The following is a 14,561-nucleotide window of genomic DNA, read 5'->3' on the forward strand; positions in this document are numbered from 1 at the left end:
TCGCTTTTTTTCGGGCCAGGCTGGCCAGGTAACTTACTTTTTCTTGGTCTGGCTGACGGCCCACTTGCCGGCAAATGCCTGCAGGTCGTTCAAGCGCTTGAGCAGGTCGGCGCCCAGTGTGGTGACCGTGTAGCCATCGCTGCCATGGCCAAGCAGGCCGGCTGCGCGCAATTCCTTGATGCGGGTATTGAGGGTGTTGGGTGTGATGCTGCCGATGCTGTCTTGCAGGAGGCGGAATGTCTGGGGATGGCCGTCTTTCAGGGCCCACAGCACGCGCAGTGCGTAGCGTGCTTCCAGCAGTTCAAGCAATTGGCCTACCGCTGCATTTTCTTTGGCACTCATCAGGTTATCTCCTCGGGTCACAGTTTGGTCACAGGGGGTTGTTAAGCAGAAAGCTTCGAAAGCTTGGGGCCAAATATAACGCAAATTGCTGACTGCTACGAGTTTTATAGCTGCCCACGCCCGCTGCCGTTGGACTACAGCCTGAAACTCTCTTGGAAAACCCTGATGCGCCGGATGTGGCAATGGGCTTAAGAACGCATCGGGTAAGCCCAAGCGCATCATTTCTACCTACATCACCGGGATCCGTGTTGCCGGATGAAGTGCTACAGCGCTGCCTGTTCTGGATGATTCCATGATCACTTCAATCACTTGTTGCACGCCAAGTGCAGAGCGCCCCGTTACGGTGGGTGCACGTCCATTCTGGACAGAGCGAATGAAATCCTGCAGCACGGCGCGATGAGCTGCATGGTCAAAGGCCATGGGGTTGGCGCCACCGCCGGAGGCCTGGCGTGCACCGGCGGTCAGCGTCTTTCCACTGGAAAAGACCGCCCGCATTTCACCGCCTTCCAGCGTCACGGTGCCCTGGGTGAAGTTGAGTTCAATGCGCTCGGGAAAACCGGGGTAGGCCGCCGTGGTGGCCTGAACCACAGCGACCGCACCGCTGCTGTAGTGCAGCAATGCGGCAGCCGTGTCTTCGCCCTCCATGCGATGCACTGCGCTGGTGCTTGCAACGCCTGTGACGCGCTCCGGCATGCCGGTGAAGCTGAGCAGCAGGTCGAGCGTATGAATGGCCTGCGTGATCAGCACGCCGCCGCCGTCCCGCGCCAGGGTGCCGCGTCCGGGCTCATCGTAATAACTTTGCGGCCGCCACCACCGGATCGACGCGGCAGCGCTGACCAGCGGGCCCATAACGTCGTCACGCAGCAGTGCCGCCACGGCAAGGGCCGCGTCGCGCATGCGGTGCTGCAGCATCACTGCCAGCATGACCCCCGCAGTTTCGCAAGCATCGACCAATGCATTGGCCCGGTTCAAATCAATTTCGAGGGGCTTTTCGACCAGCACATGCTTGCCCGCACGCGTTGCCTGCTGCACGAGGTCCAGATGGGTATTGGGCGGCGTGAGAACCAGCACGGCTGTTACGCTGGCGTCTTCCAGAATATCTTCCAGTCGCGTAGTTCGGCGCGCCCCTTGGGGCACTTCTACAGCGGCCAGCCGTTCGGGATTTCGCCCATAAACCCATGCGACGTCTGCTTCACTGGCCAGGTCTTCAAGACTTCGGAAGTGAGGTGCCGAGCCCAGCCCTGCGCCAATGACGGCGAGGCGCAGCCGCGCAGGGCTGGGTATGGACGGCATGTTCAGTCAAGCTTGACGTTGGCCGCCTTGATGACTTGCGCCCATTTCTCGACCTCTGCCTTCTGGAAGGCGGAGACCTGCTCGATCGTCATGCTGGACGGTTGCATGCCCAGTCCTTTGAGGCGTTCCTGCATCTCGGGCTGCGCGGTGATTTTCATGATTTCATCGTGCAGCTTGTCAATGATGGGCTTGGGGGTGCCGGTGGGTACAAAAATGGCTTGCCATGAGGCAACCTCAAATCCGGGGACGGATTCGGCCACCGTTGGCACATTCGGCATGGACTCCAGGCGCTTGGCGGAGGTGACCGCCAGCGCACGCACCTTGCCGCTCTGGATATGAGGACCTGCTACGACCGTGGTGTCGAACATCATGTCCACCTGCCCGCCGATCACGTCCTGGATGGCGGGGCCGCTGCCTTTGTAGGGCACATGGATGAACTGGGTGCCCGACTTGAAGCCCAGCAGTTCCAGCGAGAGATGCTGCGATGTGCCGCTGCCGGCCGATGCGGAAGAAATGGTTTTGGGTTTGGCCTTCGCTGCGGCCAGCACGTCCTGCAGCGTTTTGTAAGGGCTGTTGGCCCCCACCACCAGCACGACGGGGTTGGTGCCGATGAGCGCCACCGGCGAGAAAGACTTGATCGGGTCGTAGCCCAGTTTCGGGTAAAGGCTCACATTGATGGCATGCGAGCTGACGGTGCCGCCCAGCATCGTGTAGCCATCTGCCGGTGCGCGGGACGCGACTTCCGAGCCGACGCTACCGCCAGCACCGCCCTTGTTGTCAATCACGATGGTGGTGCCGAGTACCGGCCCGAGTTTTTGGCCAATCAGCCGGCCCAGGATATCGGTGGTGCCGCCTGCAGGAAAGGGCACGATGAAGGTGATGGGTTTACTGGGCCACTTGTCTTGTGCGAAGGCAGGAAGTCCCAGCGCCGACAGGGCAGCGCCAGCAAGTGCGGAATGGATGAGGGAACGGCGTTTCATGATGTCTCCTGTGTGTTGTCTGGTGGTGTTGGTTGGAACTACTTACTTGATGGCCTGAATGCGTTCGTACAGACTCTTGGGCCACGGGGCATCGGCAGCGGTGAGCGAAGGCAAGACCGCTGCGGCAAAAGGCGCGCGGTCTACCTTGTTGACGGTTTTGCCTTTTTTCTCGAACTCGGCGACCAGGCGGTTTTCGGCATCGACGATGTCCTGGCTGGCGCGGCTCGACGCCTCCCAGAGCACCTGGTCGAAGACCTTCTTGTCGGCCTCACTGAGTTTGGACCAGACCGAGCCCGACACGGCCGTGAGCAGCGATTCGGTGATGTGGCCGGTCAGGGTGATGTATTTCTGGACTTCGTAAAACCTTTTGGCCTCGATGGTGGGAAGCGGGTTTTCCTGTGCATCGACCGTGCCGTTTTGCAGCGCCAGGTAGACCTCGGCAAAGGCGATGGGCGTCGGGTTCGCACCCACGGCCCTTGGGAACATCACAAAAAGTGGTGCGTCGGGCACGCGCAGCTTGAGGCCTTTCATGTCCTCGGGTTTGTTGATGACCTTGTTGGAAGTCATGTGGCGCAGGCCGTAGTAGGTGTAGCCTGCAATGTGCTGGCCGCCGGTCTTGCTGGCATAACCCTGAGCCAGCTCCTGAAAGATCGGACCGTTACGGAATGCCTGAAAGTGCGCGTAATCGCGAAACACAAAAGGCGCGGCGGCGATCGACAGCGGCGGGTGTGCACGCCCGGCAAAGGCCGCGCCGGTGTAGATGATGTCGACGGTGCCCAGTGTCAGGCCCTGGTTGATGTCGGTTTCCTTGCCCAGGGATGAGGCCGGGAAGACCTCCACCACATAGCGGCCGTTGGTCTTCTTCCTGATTTCGTCGGCGGCCCAGACGGCCTGCTTGTGAAAGGTCTCCGAGGTCTCGTAGACGTGAGCCCATTTGAGTTTGGTCTGGGCTGCGGCGGCGCCTGCGCCCAGCGTGCCGGCCAGTGCCAGCAGCGTCGCACCCGCAATGCTGCAAAGGGTTCTGCGTTTCATGTCTTGTCTCCTGATTGTTTGTAATGGCTCAGTGGGTATCGTTGGTGGGGAAAGGGCGCCGCGGTATACCGCCCCCGGCGCCTTGCGGGCTACAAACTTCCCGTGCAGATGGGCATGGCAGATTTCCGGAATCCTCTAAATTCCGGCGGCCTGCTGGATTCATCGAACCATGCAGGGCATCTTGTTGTTGAATTTCCAGTTGGGGATCAGGTATTGCATGGCCACGGCATCGTCGCGCGCACCGAGGCCGTGCTTGAGGTAAAGCTGGTGCGCTTTTTCCACTTCAGCCATGTCCAGCTCTACGCCGAGGCCCGGTGTTTTTGGCACTGCAACCTGGCCGTCCACAATTTGCAAGGGTGCCTTGGTCAGGCGCTGGCCGTCCTGCCAGATCCAGTGGGTGTCAATCGCAGTGACTTTGCCCGGCGCGGCCGCAGCCACGTGGGTGAACATGGCCAGGGAAATGTCGAAGTGGTTGTTGGAGTGCGAGCCCCAGGTCAGCCCCCATGTCTGGCAGATCTGCGCGACGCGCACTGAGCCTTGCATGGTCCAGAAGTGTGGATCGGCCAGCGGGATGTCGACCGACTGCAGGTGGATGGTGTGCGACAGCTCGCGCCAGTCGGTGGCGATCATGTTGGTGGCGGTCGGCAGGCCGGTGGCCCGGCGAAACTCCGCCATCACTTCGCGGCCGGAGAACACGCCTTCGGCGCCGCAGGGGTCTTCTGCGTAGGCCAGCACATCGCCGCGGCCCTGGCAGATGCGGATGGCATCCTTGAGCAGCCACCCGCCGTTCGGGTCCAGTGTGATGCGCGCATCGGGAAAACGTTCGGAGAGGGCGATGATGGCTTCCATCTCTTCCTCGCCCCGCAGCACGCCGCCCTTGAGCTTGAAATCCTTGAAGCCGTAACGCTTGTAAGCCGCTTCGGCCAATGCCACGATGCCATCGGCGTCCATGGCGGTCTCGTGGCGCAGGCGCAGCCAGTCGTCCTCCGCATCCGGCGCACTGCCATAGGCCAGATCCGTCTGCTTGCGGTCGGCCACATAAAAGAGGTAGCCCAGCACGGCCACTGAATCCCGTTGCTGGCCTTCGCCCAACAGTGCGGCCACAGGTACGCCCAGGAATTGGCCCAGCAGGTCGAGCAGGGCGCTTTCCACGGCAGTGACGGCATGAATCGCCACACGAAGGTCGAAGGTCTGGTTGCCGCGGCCGCCGCTGTCGCGGTCCGCAAAACGTGTGCGCAGGGTGTTGAGAATCTGGTTCCACGCGCCTACCGATTGCCCTTCGATCAGTTCACGGGCGTCTTCCAGGGTGTTGCGGATCTTCTCGCCGCCCGGTACTTCACCTACGCCGGTGCGGCCTGAACTGTCGGTCAGGATCAGCAGGTTCCGGGTGAAAAATGGGCCGTGGGCACCGCTGAGGTTTAACAGCATGCTGTCCTGGCCGGCCACGGGAATCACCTGCACGCGAGTGATTCGGGGAGTTTGGGAAAGGGCGTGAGGGGCTGTTGCGGGAGCGTTTGAAGCGGGCATACCGGACTTGCTTGTAGGATGGTTGATAAAACAATTTATCAGTTATCGTACAACTCGTCGATTATTTATGCAACCAGATTTGTACCCAGAGTGCGAGGCGCTTGAGGTTCGGAAGGCTCTTCGGGTGGCTGCATGGTGTGCGCGTTATTGCCCCGGCGAAGCCGTTCACGGCTATTGGACAGGTGCGTCCGCATGGCGGCGCGTGCGGCCTCCGCATCCTGATTGCGGATGGCGTTGTAGATGCTCTCGTGCTCGCTGTTGACCCGCTGCAGGTAGTTGAAGCGGCCTTCGGGTGCGCTGTGCGCCGTGTTGACGCGAGTGCGCGGAATGATCATGGTGCCCAGGTAGGTCATCAGGTCGGCGAAGTGCCGGTTGCCCGTGGCGCGGGCCACTTCCATATGGAACTGGAAGTCCGGTGGCACGGCGTCAGAGTCCAGGCTGATGGAGTCGTGAAAGGCGCGCAGTGCATTTTCCAGGGCCTTGAGGTTTTCTGGCGTTCTCCTCTGGGCGGCAAGGCCGGCGGCTTCGGTTTCCAGGCTGATGCGCAGCTCCAGCACCGAGATCACATCGGCCACGGTGGCAAAGTCCTCGGCGGTGATCTTGAAGTTGCCGGCGTCCTGCGGTTGCAGGACAAAGGTGCCGATGCCGTGCCTGGTTTCGACCAGCCCTGAGGCCTGGAGCTTGGACAGCGACTCGCGCACCACGGTCCGGCTCACGTCAAAACGGGCCATGATTTCGGCTTCAGTGGGCAGTTTTTCGCCCGGCTGCAGGTGACCTGAACGGATGCTGGTGGCCAGATTTTCGACGATCTCACTCACCAGTCCGCGGGGGCGGCGCATGCGCAACGGCTCTTCGTGAAAGCCAACCGTAAGGCCTGCCTCAGAGCGACTAGGGGTTTTCCTTGAGTCCATTAAAAAACCATTGACAAGCTAGGGGGCGAACTGGAGAATTCCAAGTCATCAGACAACCTATGACTGCGATGTTCTTGGGTTGACTTTAACAAACTTCATAAAAAAGTCCAGTGTTTGCAATCACACCGGACGCAGATTAAAAAAATGACCATCAAAGTTCACGAAAAGCTCTTGTTGACCGGCGCGGCCGGTGGCTTGGGCAAGGCCTTGCGCGAGCGCCTGAAGGCCAATTGCTCGGTACTCCGGCTGTCCGACGTGCAGCCTTTCGGTGCTGCCGGAGCCAACGAAGAGGTGATTTTGGCCGATCTGGCCGATGCCGCCGCCGTCCACACCATGGTTCAGGGCGTGGACGCGATTGTCCACCTGGGCGGTGTCTCGGTAGAAGGGCCCTTTGGTCCCATCCTGCAAGCCAACATCCTGGGCGCCTATAACTTGTATGAGGCCGCGCGCAAGAACGGCGTCAAGCGCATCGTCTTTGCCAGCTCCAATCACGTCACCGGCTTTTACCGCCAGGACCAGACCATCAATGCCGACCATCCGCCGCGGCCCGACGGTTTGTACGGCCTGAGCAAAGCCTTCGGTGAAGATCTCGCGCGCCTGTACTTTGACCGCCACGGCATTGAAACCGCTTGCGTGCGCATCGGCTCTTCATTTGCCGAGCCCAAAGACCGCCGCATGCTGGCCACCTGGTTGAGCTTTGACGACCTGCACCGCTTGATCACCGCCTGCCTGACTACGCCGGTGCTGGGCCACAGTATTGTGTTCGGCATGTCCGACAACGCCGTCACCTGGTGGGACAACAGCCGCGCACGCCATATCGGTTATGTGCCGAAAGACAGCTCGGACATCTTTCGCGAGGCCGTCTACGCCCGAACCCCCGCGCCTGACCTGAAAGACCCGGTCGCCCAGTACCAGGGCGGCGGCTTCGTAGTAGCCGGTCCTTTCGGCGACTGAGTGGTCAGGATAAACATGAGCGAGTCTCACGTCGAGCTGGTTCTGGATGCGCGCAATGGCACAGGGGAAAGCCCTGTCTGGCAGGCCGCCGAACAAGCGCTCTATTGGGTTGATATTCCGGCGCGCAGGCTGTGCCGCTGGAGCGTGGCCGAAGGCGTGCTCACCGAATGGGCCGCTCCCGAAATGCTGGCCTGCGTTGCGTCGATAGGCGGCACGCAGGACTGGGTCGCAGGCACTGAAAGCGGCGTGTTCCGCCTGAGTCCACGGGCGGATGGCCAGCTTGGGTTCAAGCAGCTTGCCGCCGTTACGCATGCCACGCCCGGCATGCGCTTTAACGATGGCCGCTGCGACCGTCAGGGGCGCTTTCTTGCCGGTACCATGTTGATGAATATGGCTGCCGGCGCACGTGTGGGTTGTATTTATAGCTACAAAAAAGATAGCGAACTAAAAAAACTCCTGGACGGTTTCATCACGCCGAACGGTATGGCCTTCAGCCCCGACGGCCGCACGATGTACCTGTCGGACTCGCATCCGTCGGTACAGGTCATCTGGGCCTTTGACTACGACACCGAGACCGGCACGCCATACAACCGGCGCGTCTTTGTCGACATGAACCCGCTACCCGGCCGCCCTGATGGCGCGGCAGTCGACGCCGACGGCTGCTACTGGATCTGCGGCAACGACGCCGGCCTGATTCATCGCTTCACGCCCGCCGGCAAGCTGGACCGTTCGCTGGCCGTGCCGGTCAAAAAACCTGCCATGTGCGCCTTTGGCGGCGCCGGGCTCGACACCCTGTTCGTGACGTCGATACGCCCCGAAGGCATCGACTTATCTGACCAGCCGCTGGCCGGCGGTGTGTTCGCGCTGCGCCCCGGCGTGCGCGGGCTGCCTGAGCCCGCGTGTCTGTATTAAAAGTTCCTGCTACCTGTTTTCCACCACCAACCCTAGAGGATGAGACATGAAGATTAAAAAAACACTGTTTGCAGTTGCCGCTGCACTGGCGCTGATGCCGCTGGCAAGCTTCGCCACCGAGTTCCGTTCGTCGGACATCCACCCCGACGGTTATCCCACCGTCGAGGCTGTCAAGTTCATGGGTGAGCGCCTGAAGGTGTTGACCAACGGCAAGCACACCATCAAGGTGTTCAACAACAGCGCTTTGGGCAACGAGAAGGACACGATCGAGCAGACCAAGATCGGCGCGCTGGCCATGACCCGCGTGAACATTGCGCCGATGAACAACATTTGCGCTGAGACGCAAGTGCCGACCATGCCTTTCCTGTTCCGCTCCACGGAACACATGCGCCATGTGCTGGACGGCGCGATCGGTGAAGAGATCCTCGCCTCCTGCGCACCACAGGGCTTTATCGGCCTGGCGTACTACGACAGCGGCGCTCGCTCGCTCTATACCGCCAAAAAACCAGTCCGCACCTTGGCCGATGCCAAGGGCATGAAGATCCGCGTCCAGCAATCCGACCTGTGGGTTGCACTGCTGGAAGCCATGGGTGCCAATGCCACCCCCATGCCTTACGGCGAGGTCTACACCGCACTGAAGACCGGCCTGGTTGACGGCGCTGAAAACAATTACCCTTCGTATGAGAGCTCGCGTCACTTTGAAGTGGCCAAGTACTACTCGATCACAGAGCACTCGCTGGCCCCTGAAATGCTGCTGTTCTCCAAGCGGACCTGGGACACCCTGAGTGCGGATGACCAGAAGGCGATTCGCCAGGCGGCCAAAGAGTCGGTTCCTTACATGCGCAAACTGTGGGACGAGCGTGAAGCCAAATCCAAGGCCATCGCCAAAGCCGGTGGCGCCGAGTTCATTGAGGTCGACAAGGCTTCATTCCAGAACGCGATGAAACCTGTCTATGACAAATTTATTGTGGATGCAAAGCTGAAGGCGCTGGTCAAGCGTATCCAGGACACCAAGTAAGCAAGGTATGACCCCTCTCGTCATCGGCGATTGATCGCCGGTGACAGGAGATGTCAGCGAGCAAAAATATAACAGGCCGCCGGAAAGACCGGCGCCAACAGTTTCTTTTCTACCAACGCCGGTCCAACAGATCCGGATCAATTTATGTACACAACAATTTGTCGCAAGCTCGCCCGGGCCTGCATGTGGCTGGGTATCTTCGGGCTGGTAGCGGTGATTTGCGCCGTCAGCTGGCAAGTGTTCGGCCGCTACGTGCTGAACAACACGCCGACATGGGCCGAAAGCCTGGCGCTTCTGCTGGTTGTATACGTGACCATGCTGGGTGTTGCCGTCGGCGTCCGCGATGCAGGCCACATCGGCCTCGAGTCCATGCTGGTGCTGGCGCCCGACTGGCTGCGGCTGAAGATGGAGTACCTGATTCACGCGCTGGTCCTGCTCTTCGGCGCTGCCATGGCATGGAACTGCGGTTATCTCGCAATATCCGTGTGGGGCTACCGCCTGCCCACCCTCTGGATTTCCGAGGGCTGGAAGTATGTGCCTGCCACTGTGGCCGGCGTTCTTATCGTGATGTTCTCGATCGAACACATCATTGCCCTGGCCAAAGGCCGCGAAGTTGAACCAGCCTGGGGCTAAGCATCCATCATGACAATTCCATTACTTATTCTCTGCCTTTCGTTCACACTGTTTCTGCTGCTTGGCGTTCCCGTTGCCTTTTCGATTGGCCTCTCGGCCCTGGCCACGCTGGCGTATGAGGGCCTGCCCCTGGCCGTCGGTTTCCAGCAGATGACGTCAGGCATGGGCATCTTCTCTTTCCTTGCGATTCCATTTTTCATCTTTGCCGGCGAGCTGATGCTCTACGGCGGTGTGGCGGACCGTATCGTCAATCTCGCGCGCGGCCTGGTGGGCCATGTGCGCGGCGGCCTGGGCATGTCCAATGTGGTGGCCTGCACCTTGTTCGGCGGTGTGTCCGGTTCGCCTGTGGCTGACGTTTCGGCCATGGGTGCCGTGATGATCCCGATGATGAAAAAAGAGGGTTACCATGCCGACTATGCGGTCAACGTGACGACGCACGCCGCACTGGTGGGCGCACTGATGCCGACCAGCCACAACCTGATCATTTATTCGCTGGCTGCCGGTGGCAAGGTGTCGATCGCAGCGCTGATTCTTGCTGCGCTGGTGCCTGCCGCGATCCTGACCATCTGCAACCTGGCGGCCGCTTACCTGGTGGCCGTGAAGCGTGGTTACCCCGCAGGCACCTTTCCCGGCTGGTCCATCGTCGCGCGTTCACTCGCGGCTGCCTTGCCGGGCCTGATGATCGTGGTCATCATCCTGGGCGGCATTTTGTCGGGTGTGTTCACGGCGACAGAGTCTGCGGCCGTTGCCGTGTTGTATGCGTTGGCGCTGACGATCTTTGTTTACCGCTCCATCAAATGGGAGCACTTCATCAAGGCGGCCTCCAAGGCGGTCAAGACCACCGGCGTCATCTTGCTGCTGATCGGCATCTCCAGCACCTTCGGTTACCTCATCAGCCTCTATGGCGTGGCGGAGTTGACAGGCCAGATGCTATCGCAAATCACCACCACACCGTGGGTGATCTTCCTGCTGATCAACATCATCCTGTTTGTGTTGGGCACCTTCCTGGACATGGCCGCGACCATCCTGCTGTGCACGCCCATCTTCCTGCCGATTGCCCAGCACTACGGCATGAGCTCGGTGCAGTTCGGCATCGTGTTGCTGATCAACTGCGCATTGGGATTGAACACGCCGCCCGTGGGAACGACCCAGTTCGTGGGGTGTGCCATTGGCGGAGTGTCCGTGGGCACCGTGATGCGGACCATCTGGCCTTTCTATGGCGCGCTGATTTTCGCGCTCGCACTGGTCACGTTTGTGCCGGCTTTCTCCATGTGGTTGCCCAGCCTCTACATGACGGTCGGCAAGTAAAAAGTTCAACAACACAACGGAGACATCCATGACAACAGGAACCACCATTCGCCAGGTCCTGATCCCCGCCGTTTTTGCCGGGACCATGGCTGCCGCTGGCGCCAGCAGCGCAGCCACCTGGGTGTATGTCAGCAACGCCGACAGCCAGGAGATCTCGGTGTTTCAGCTGGATCGCGCCGCAAGTTCCCTCAAGCCGGTGGCGAGGGTTCCTGTGGGCGGAACCGCCATGCCCATGGTGGTCAGCAAGGACAAAAAAATCCTGTACGTGGCCCTGCGCTCGCAGCCGTTTCGCGTTGTCACCTTTGCCATCGACGGCGCCAACGGCGGGCTGAAGAAACTCGGCGAGGCCTCATTGGCCGACAGCATGGCCAACATTGACCTGGACGCCTCTGGCCGCTGGCTCTTTGCCGCCTCCTATGGCGGCAACAAGATCACGGTGAACAGCGTGGGTGCCGACGGCCTTGTCGGGCCCGTCCAGCAGATCGTTCCGACTTCGCCCAACGCCCACGCCATTCACCAGGACCCTGCGGGCCGTTATGTATTTGCCACCAGCCTGGGCGGCGACAACCTGTCGAGCTGGCGCTTCGACCCCAAGACCGGCCAGCTGAGCGCCAACGATCCGGCGCTGGTGAATGTGTCGCCGGCCAAAACCGGCCCGCGGCACTTCCTGTGGAACAAGGCCCAGACGCATGTCTACCTGCTTAACGAACTGGACGGCGGTGTGGATGTGTTTGCATACGACGCTGGCAAGGGCGCCATGCGCCATCTGCAGCGAAGCACTGTCATGCCGGCTGGTTTTACGGGCAAGCCATGGGCGGCAGACCTCCAGCTGTCCGCCGACGGACGGTATCTGTATGGATCGGAGCGTACTTCCAGCACGTTGACCACATTCAAAATAGACCCTGCCACCGGCCTGCTGCAAACAGCCGGCACAACGCCCACTGAGAAAACGCCCCGCGGCTTTGCGGTGGACTCGAGCGGCAAGTTCCTTATCTCTACCGGCCAGGACTCCCATGCCGTGTCGCTGCATCCGATCGATGCGGCCACGGGTGTGCCTGCCGCCGGGGTGAGCCAGCCCGCGGGCAAGAACCCGAACTGGGTGGAAATCGTCGACTTCTGATGGAACGCACCAACGTCAACCCTCTTTTTATCCGCATGCACGGTGCGGACAACGTCGCCATTGTTGCCAACGATGGTGGCCTGCCAGCGGGCGCAGTGTTTGCCGATGGGTTGACGCTGATCGAGCGGGTTCCGCAGGGCCACAAGGTGGCGCTGGTCGACTTGCCCAAGGGCGCGGCGGTGCTGCGTTACAACGTGCCCATCGGTTACGCATTGAAAGATATTCCCGCCGGCAGCTGGGTGCATGAACGCCTGCTGGAGATGCCCGACGCGCGCACGCTGGACGCGCTTCCCATCGCCACCGTGCGGCCGGCCCCTCAGCCCGCGCTGGAGGGTTACACCTTTGAGGGCTACCGCAACCCGGACGGATCGGTCGGCAGCCGCAACATCCTGGCCATCACCACCACCGTGCAGTGCGTGGCCGGCGTGGTGGACTTCGCCGTCAAGCGCATCAAGGCAGAGTTGTTGCCCCGCTTTCCCCATGTCGATGATGTGGTGGGGCTGGAGCACACCTACGGCTGCGGCGTGGCCATCGATGCGCCGGACGCCATCATCCCGATCCGCACGCTGCGCAACATCAGCCTGAACCCCAACTTCGGCGGTGAAGTCATGGTGGTCAGCCTGGGCTGCGAGAAGCTGCAGCCTGAACGTTTGCTGCCGCCGGGCACCATCCAGATCGTCGATGAACGCAACGTGGCCGATGTGGGCACGAATGCGGAAGCCGCGCTGGATGTGGTGTGCCTGCAGTCCGAGAACCATGTCGGCTTCATGTCCATGATTGATTCGGTCATGGACATGGCACTGCAACATCTCGAACGCCTGAATGCGCGACGCCGCGAAACGGTGCCCGCCAGCGAGCTGGTGGTGGGCGTGCAATGCGGTGGCAGCGATGCGTTCTCTGGTGTCACGGCCAACCCTGCGGTGGGCTTTGCCACCGATCTGCTGGTGCGTGCCGGCGCCACGGTGATGTTTTCCGAGACCACTGAAGTGCGCGACGGTATTGACCAGCTGACATCGAGGGCCAGCAGCCCTGAAGTGGCCGCCGCGATGATCCGCGAGATGGCCTGGTATGACGCGTACCTGAAAAAAGGGCAGGTTGACCGCAGCGCCAACACCACGCCGGGCAACAAAAAAGGCGGCCTTTCCAACATTGTGGAAAAGGCCATGGGCTCCATCGTCAAGTCAGGCTCCGCGCCCATCAGCGGTGTACTGGCACCCGGCGAGAAGGTGAAACAAAAAGGCCTGATCTACGCCGCCACGCCCGCCAGCGACTTCATCTGCGGCACGCTGCAGCTGGCCGCGGGCATCAACATCCATGTGTTTACCACCGGCCGCGGCACGCCCTACGGCCTGGCGGAAGTGCCGGTCATCAAGGTGGCCACGCGAAGCGACCTCGCCCGGCGCTGGCACGACCTGATGGACATCAATGCCGGGCGTATTGCCGACGGCGATGCCACCATTGAAGACGTCGGCTGGGAGCTGTTCCAGTTCATGCTGGACGTTGCCAGCGGCCGAAAGAAAACCTGGGCCGAACACTGGAAGCTGCACAACGCGCTGGTGTTGTTCAACCCGGCGCCCATTACCTGATGGACTGATGCATTGACGTATAGATTCAAAGATTCACTGCCTACCTGATCAACAGAGATCATCGATAAAAAGAGAGTTAACTCATGACACAAGCAACCCCTTATCAAAGTTTTCCCAACAGCTTCAAGCGCGACCTGCTGGCCGGCAAAAAACTGATCGGCTGCTGGTCCTCGCTGTCCAACGCCATCACCACCGAGGTGCTGGGCGTGGCCGGTTTCGACTGGATCCTGCTTGACGGTGAACATTCGCCCAACGACATGGCCACCTACATCCCGCAACTGATGGCGCTGAAAGACAGCCGCAGCGCACCGGTGGTGCGCCCGACCTCAAACAACTCGGTAGAGCTCAAGCGCCTGCTCGATGCCGGCTTCTACAACTTCCTGATCCCCTTTGTCGAAACCGCCGAGCAGGCCACCAGCGCCGTCGCCGCCACCCGTTACCCGCCGCAAGGCATTCGCGGCGTGTCGGTGTCCCAGCGCAGCAACAAGTACGGCACGGTGCCGGACTACCTCAAGTCCATCAACGACCACATCTGCGTGATGGTGCAGATCGAAAGCATCGCCGGCACGGCGGCAGCGAACGAGATTGCCGCCATCGACGGTGTCGACTGCATGTTTGTCGGCCCGTCCGACCTGGCCGCCGGCCTGGGCCACCTCGGTAATGCCGGGCACCCGGAGGTGCAGGCCGCCATGGTGAAAATTTTTGCCGCCGCCAAGGCGCACGGCAAACCGGTCGGCATCCTGGCGCCGGTGGAGGCCGACGCGCGCCGCTACATGGAGATGGGCGCGACTTTTGTCGGCGTCGGCAGCGACCTCGGCGTTTTCCGTGGCGCCACACAGGCCCTGCGCGACAAATACCTCGCCTGATTTTTCTGTCATCCCGGACCTGGTCCGGGATGCGCCTTGTGGACCGCGCGTCCGGGGCCATTGCTATTTTTTACAAACA

The 14,561-nt window shown here is 61.0% G+C and carries 14 protein-coding genes; 8 read left to right on the plus strand and 6 right to left on the minus strand.

Annotated features, from left to right (window positions below; genetic code table 11):
- Nucleotides 1-33: 33 nt before the first annotated feature.
- From AC1DZE_RS13510 to AC1DZE_RS13535, 6 genes are all read right to left on the minus strand, one after another.
- Nucleotides 34-342 (minus strand): winged helix-turn-helix transcriptional regulator, encoded by a 309-nt coding sequence (locus AC1DZE_RS13510; RefSeq protein ID WP_457278868.1) that lies wholly within the window; start codon nucleotides 340-342, stop codon nucleotides 34-36.
- Nucleotides 343-570: 228 nt separating this feature from the next.
- Nucleotides 571-1,635 carry a Gfo/Idh/MocA family protein gene (locus AC1DZE_RS13515; RefSeq protein WP_477671066.1) on the minus strand — a complete coding sequence of 355 codons (1,065 nt, stop codon included), beginning with the start codon at nucleotides 1,633-1,635 and terminating at the stop codon, nucleotides 571-573.
- Between the two features lie 2 nt (nucleotides 1,636-1,637).
- Nucleotides 1,638-2,615, minus strand: coding sequence for a Bug family tripartite tricarboxylate transporter substrate binding protein (locus AC1DZE_RS13520; RefSeq protein WP_477671065.1), 978 nt, complete (start codon nucleotides 2,613-2,615; stop codon nucleotides 1,638-1,640).
- A gap of 42 nt (nucleotides 2,616-2,657) precedes the next feature.
- Entirely contained in the window at nucleotides 2,658-3,647 is a 990-nt protein-coding gene (locus AC1DZE_RS13525; protein ID WP_477672101.1) for a sialic acid TRAP transporter substrate-binding protein SiaP, read from the minus strand.
- Between the two features lie 159 nt (nucleotides 3,648-3,806).
- Nucleotides 3,807-5,174 (minus strand): glucarate dehydratase, encoded by a 1,368-nt coding sequence (gene gudD / locus AC1DZE_RS13530; protein ID WP_477671063.1) that lies wholly within the window; start codon nucleotides 5,172-5,174, stop codon nucleotides 3,807-3,809.
- A 65-nt stretch (nucleotides 5,175-5,239) separates the two neighbouring features.
- Complete coding sequence (locus AC1DZE_RS13535) at nucleotides 5,240-6,013, minus strand: FadR/GntR family transcriptional regulator (protein ID WP_477671062.1); 774 nt, start codon at nucleotides 6,011-6,013, stop codon at nucleotides 5,240-5,242.
- Nucleotides 6,014-6,229: 216 nt separating this feature from the next.
- On the opposite strand from AC1DZE_RS13535, the gene AC1DZE_RS13540 reads away from it, so the two are divergent.
- The 8 genes from AC1DZE_RS13540 to garL all read left to right on the plus strand — a co-directional run bounded on the left by AC1DZE_RS13540 (nucleotide 6,230) and on the right by garL (nucleotide 14,482).
- A complete protein-coding gene (locus tag AC1DZE_RS13540; protein ID WP_477671061.1) occupies nucleotides 6,230-7,039 on the plus strand; it encodes an NAD-dependent epimerase/dehydratase family protein in 810 nt (269 codons plus the stop codon).
- A 15-nt stretch (nucleotides 7,040-7,054) separates the two neighbouring features.
- Nucleotides 7,055-7,951 carry an SMP-30/gluconolactonase/LRE family protein gene (locus AC1DZE_RS13545; protein ID WP_477671060.1) on the plus strand — a complete coding sequence of 299 codons (897 nt, stop codon included), beginning with the start codon at nucleotides 7,055-7,057 and terminating at the stop codon, nucleotides 7,949-7,951.
- A 46-nt stretch (nucleotides 7,952-7,997) separates the two neighbouring features.
- Entirely contained in the window at nucleotides 7,998-8,969 is a 972-nt protein-coding gene (locus tag AC1DZE_RS13550; RefSeq protein WP_477671059.1) for a TRAP transporter substrate-binding protein, read from the plus strand.
- Nucleotides 8,970-9,113: 144 nt separating this feature from the next.
- Entirely contained in the window at nucleotides 9,114-9,602 is a 489-nt protein-coding gene (locus AC1DZE_RS13555; protein WP_477671058.1) for a TRAP transporter small permease, read from the plus strand.
- Nucleotides 9,603-9,611: 9 nt separating this feature from the next.
- On the plus strand, nucleotides 9,612-10,910 hold the full coding sequence (locus AC1DZE_RS13560) for a TRAP transporter large permease (protein WP_477671057.1): 1,299 nt from the start codon (nucleotides 9,612-9,614) through the stop codon (nucleotides 10,908-10,910).
- Nucleotides 10,911-10,938: 28 nt separating this feature from the next.
- Entirely contained in the window at nucleotides 10,939-12,030 is a 1,092-nt protein-coding gene (locus AC1DZE_RS13565) for a lactonase family protein (RefSeq protein WP_477700191.1), read from the plus strand.
- On the plus strand, nucleotides 12,030-13,616 hold the full coding sequence (garD, locus tag AC1DZE_RS13570; protein ID WP_477671055.1) for a galactarate dehydratase: 1,587 nt from the start codon (nucleotides 12,030-12,032) through the stop codon (nucleotides 13,614-13,616). Before AC1DZE_RS13565 ends, garD begins: the two co-directional genes overlap by 1 nt.
- Nucleotides 13,617-13,699: 83 nt before the next feature.
- Complete coding sequence (gene garL / locus AC1DZE_RS13575) at nucleotides 13,700-14,482, plus strand: 2-dehydro-3-deoxyglucarate aldolase (RefSeq protein ID WP_477671054.1); 783 nt, start codon at nucleotides 13,700-13,702, stop codon at nucleotides 14,480-14,482.
- Nucleotides 14,483-14,561 lie beyond the last annotated feature (79 nt).

This window comes from Polaromonas sp. P1_F1, from assembly GCF_056405795.1.

What these genes read in the sequence shown, in the direction of transcription:
- AC1DZE_RS13510 (WP_457278868.1), bottom strand. Translation starts at nt 342, where the DNA reads ATGAGTGCCAAAGAAAATGCAGCGGTAGGCCAATTGCTTGAACTGCTG.
- AC1DZE_RS13515 (WP_477671066.1), bottom strand. Translation starts at nt 1,635, where the DNA reads ATGCCGTCCATACCCAGCCCTGCGCGGCTGCGCCTCGCCGTCATTGGC.
- AC1DZE_RS13520 (WP_477671065.1), bottom strand. Translation starts at nt 2,615, where the DNA reads ATGAAACGCCGTTCCCTCATCCATTCCGCACTTGCTGGCGCTGCCCTG.
- AC1DZE_RS13525 (WP_477672101.1), bottom strand. Translation starts at nt 3,647, where the DNA reads ATGAAACGCAGAACCCTTTGCAGCATTGCGGGTGCGACGCTGCTGGCA.
- gudD (WP_477671063.1), bottom strand. Translation starts at nt 5,174, where the DNA reads ATGCCCGCTTCAAACGCTCCCGCAACAGCCCCTCACGCCCTTTCCCAA.
- AC1DZE_RS13535 (WP_477671062.1), bottom strand. Translation starts at nt 6,013, where the DNA reads ATGCGCCGCCCCCGCGGACTGGTGAGTGAGATCGTCGAAAATCTGGCC.
- AC1DZE_RS13540 (WP_477671061.1), top strand. Translation starts at nt 6,230, where the DNA reads ATGACCATCAAAGTTCACGAAAAGCTCTTGTTGACCGGCGCGGCCGGT.
- AC1DZE_RS13545 (WP_477671060.1), top strand. Translation starts at nt 7,055, where the DNA reads ATGAGCGAGTCTCACGTCGAGCTGGTTCTGGATGCGCGCAATGGCACA.
- AC1DZE_RS13550 (WP_477671059.1), top strand. Translation starts at nt 7,998, where the DNA reads ATGAAGATTAAAAAAACACTGTTTGCAGTTGCCGCTGCACTGGCGCTG.
- AC1DZE_RS13555 (WP_477671058.1), top strand. Translation starts at nt 9,114, where the DNA reads ATGTACACAACAATTTGTCGCAAGCTCGCCCGGGCCTGCATGTGGCTG.
- AC1DZE_RS13560 (WP_477671057.1), top strand. Translation starts at nt 9,612, where the DNA reads ATGACAATTCCATTACTTATTCTCTGCCTTTCGTTCACACTGTTTCTG.
- AC1DZE_RS13565 (WP_477700191.1), top strand. Translation starts at nt 10,939, where the DNA reads ATGACAACAGGAACCACCATTCGCCAGGTCCTGATCCCCGCCGTTTTT.
- garD (WP_477671055.1), top strand. Translation starts at nt 12,030, where the DNA reads ATGGAACGCACCAACGTCAACCCTCTTTTTATCCGCATGCACGGTGCG.
- garL (WP_477671054.1), top strand. Translation starts at nt 13,700, where the DNA reads ATGACACAAGCAACCCCTTATCAAAGTTTTCCCAACAGCTTCAAGCGC.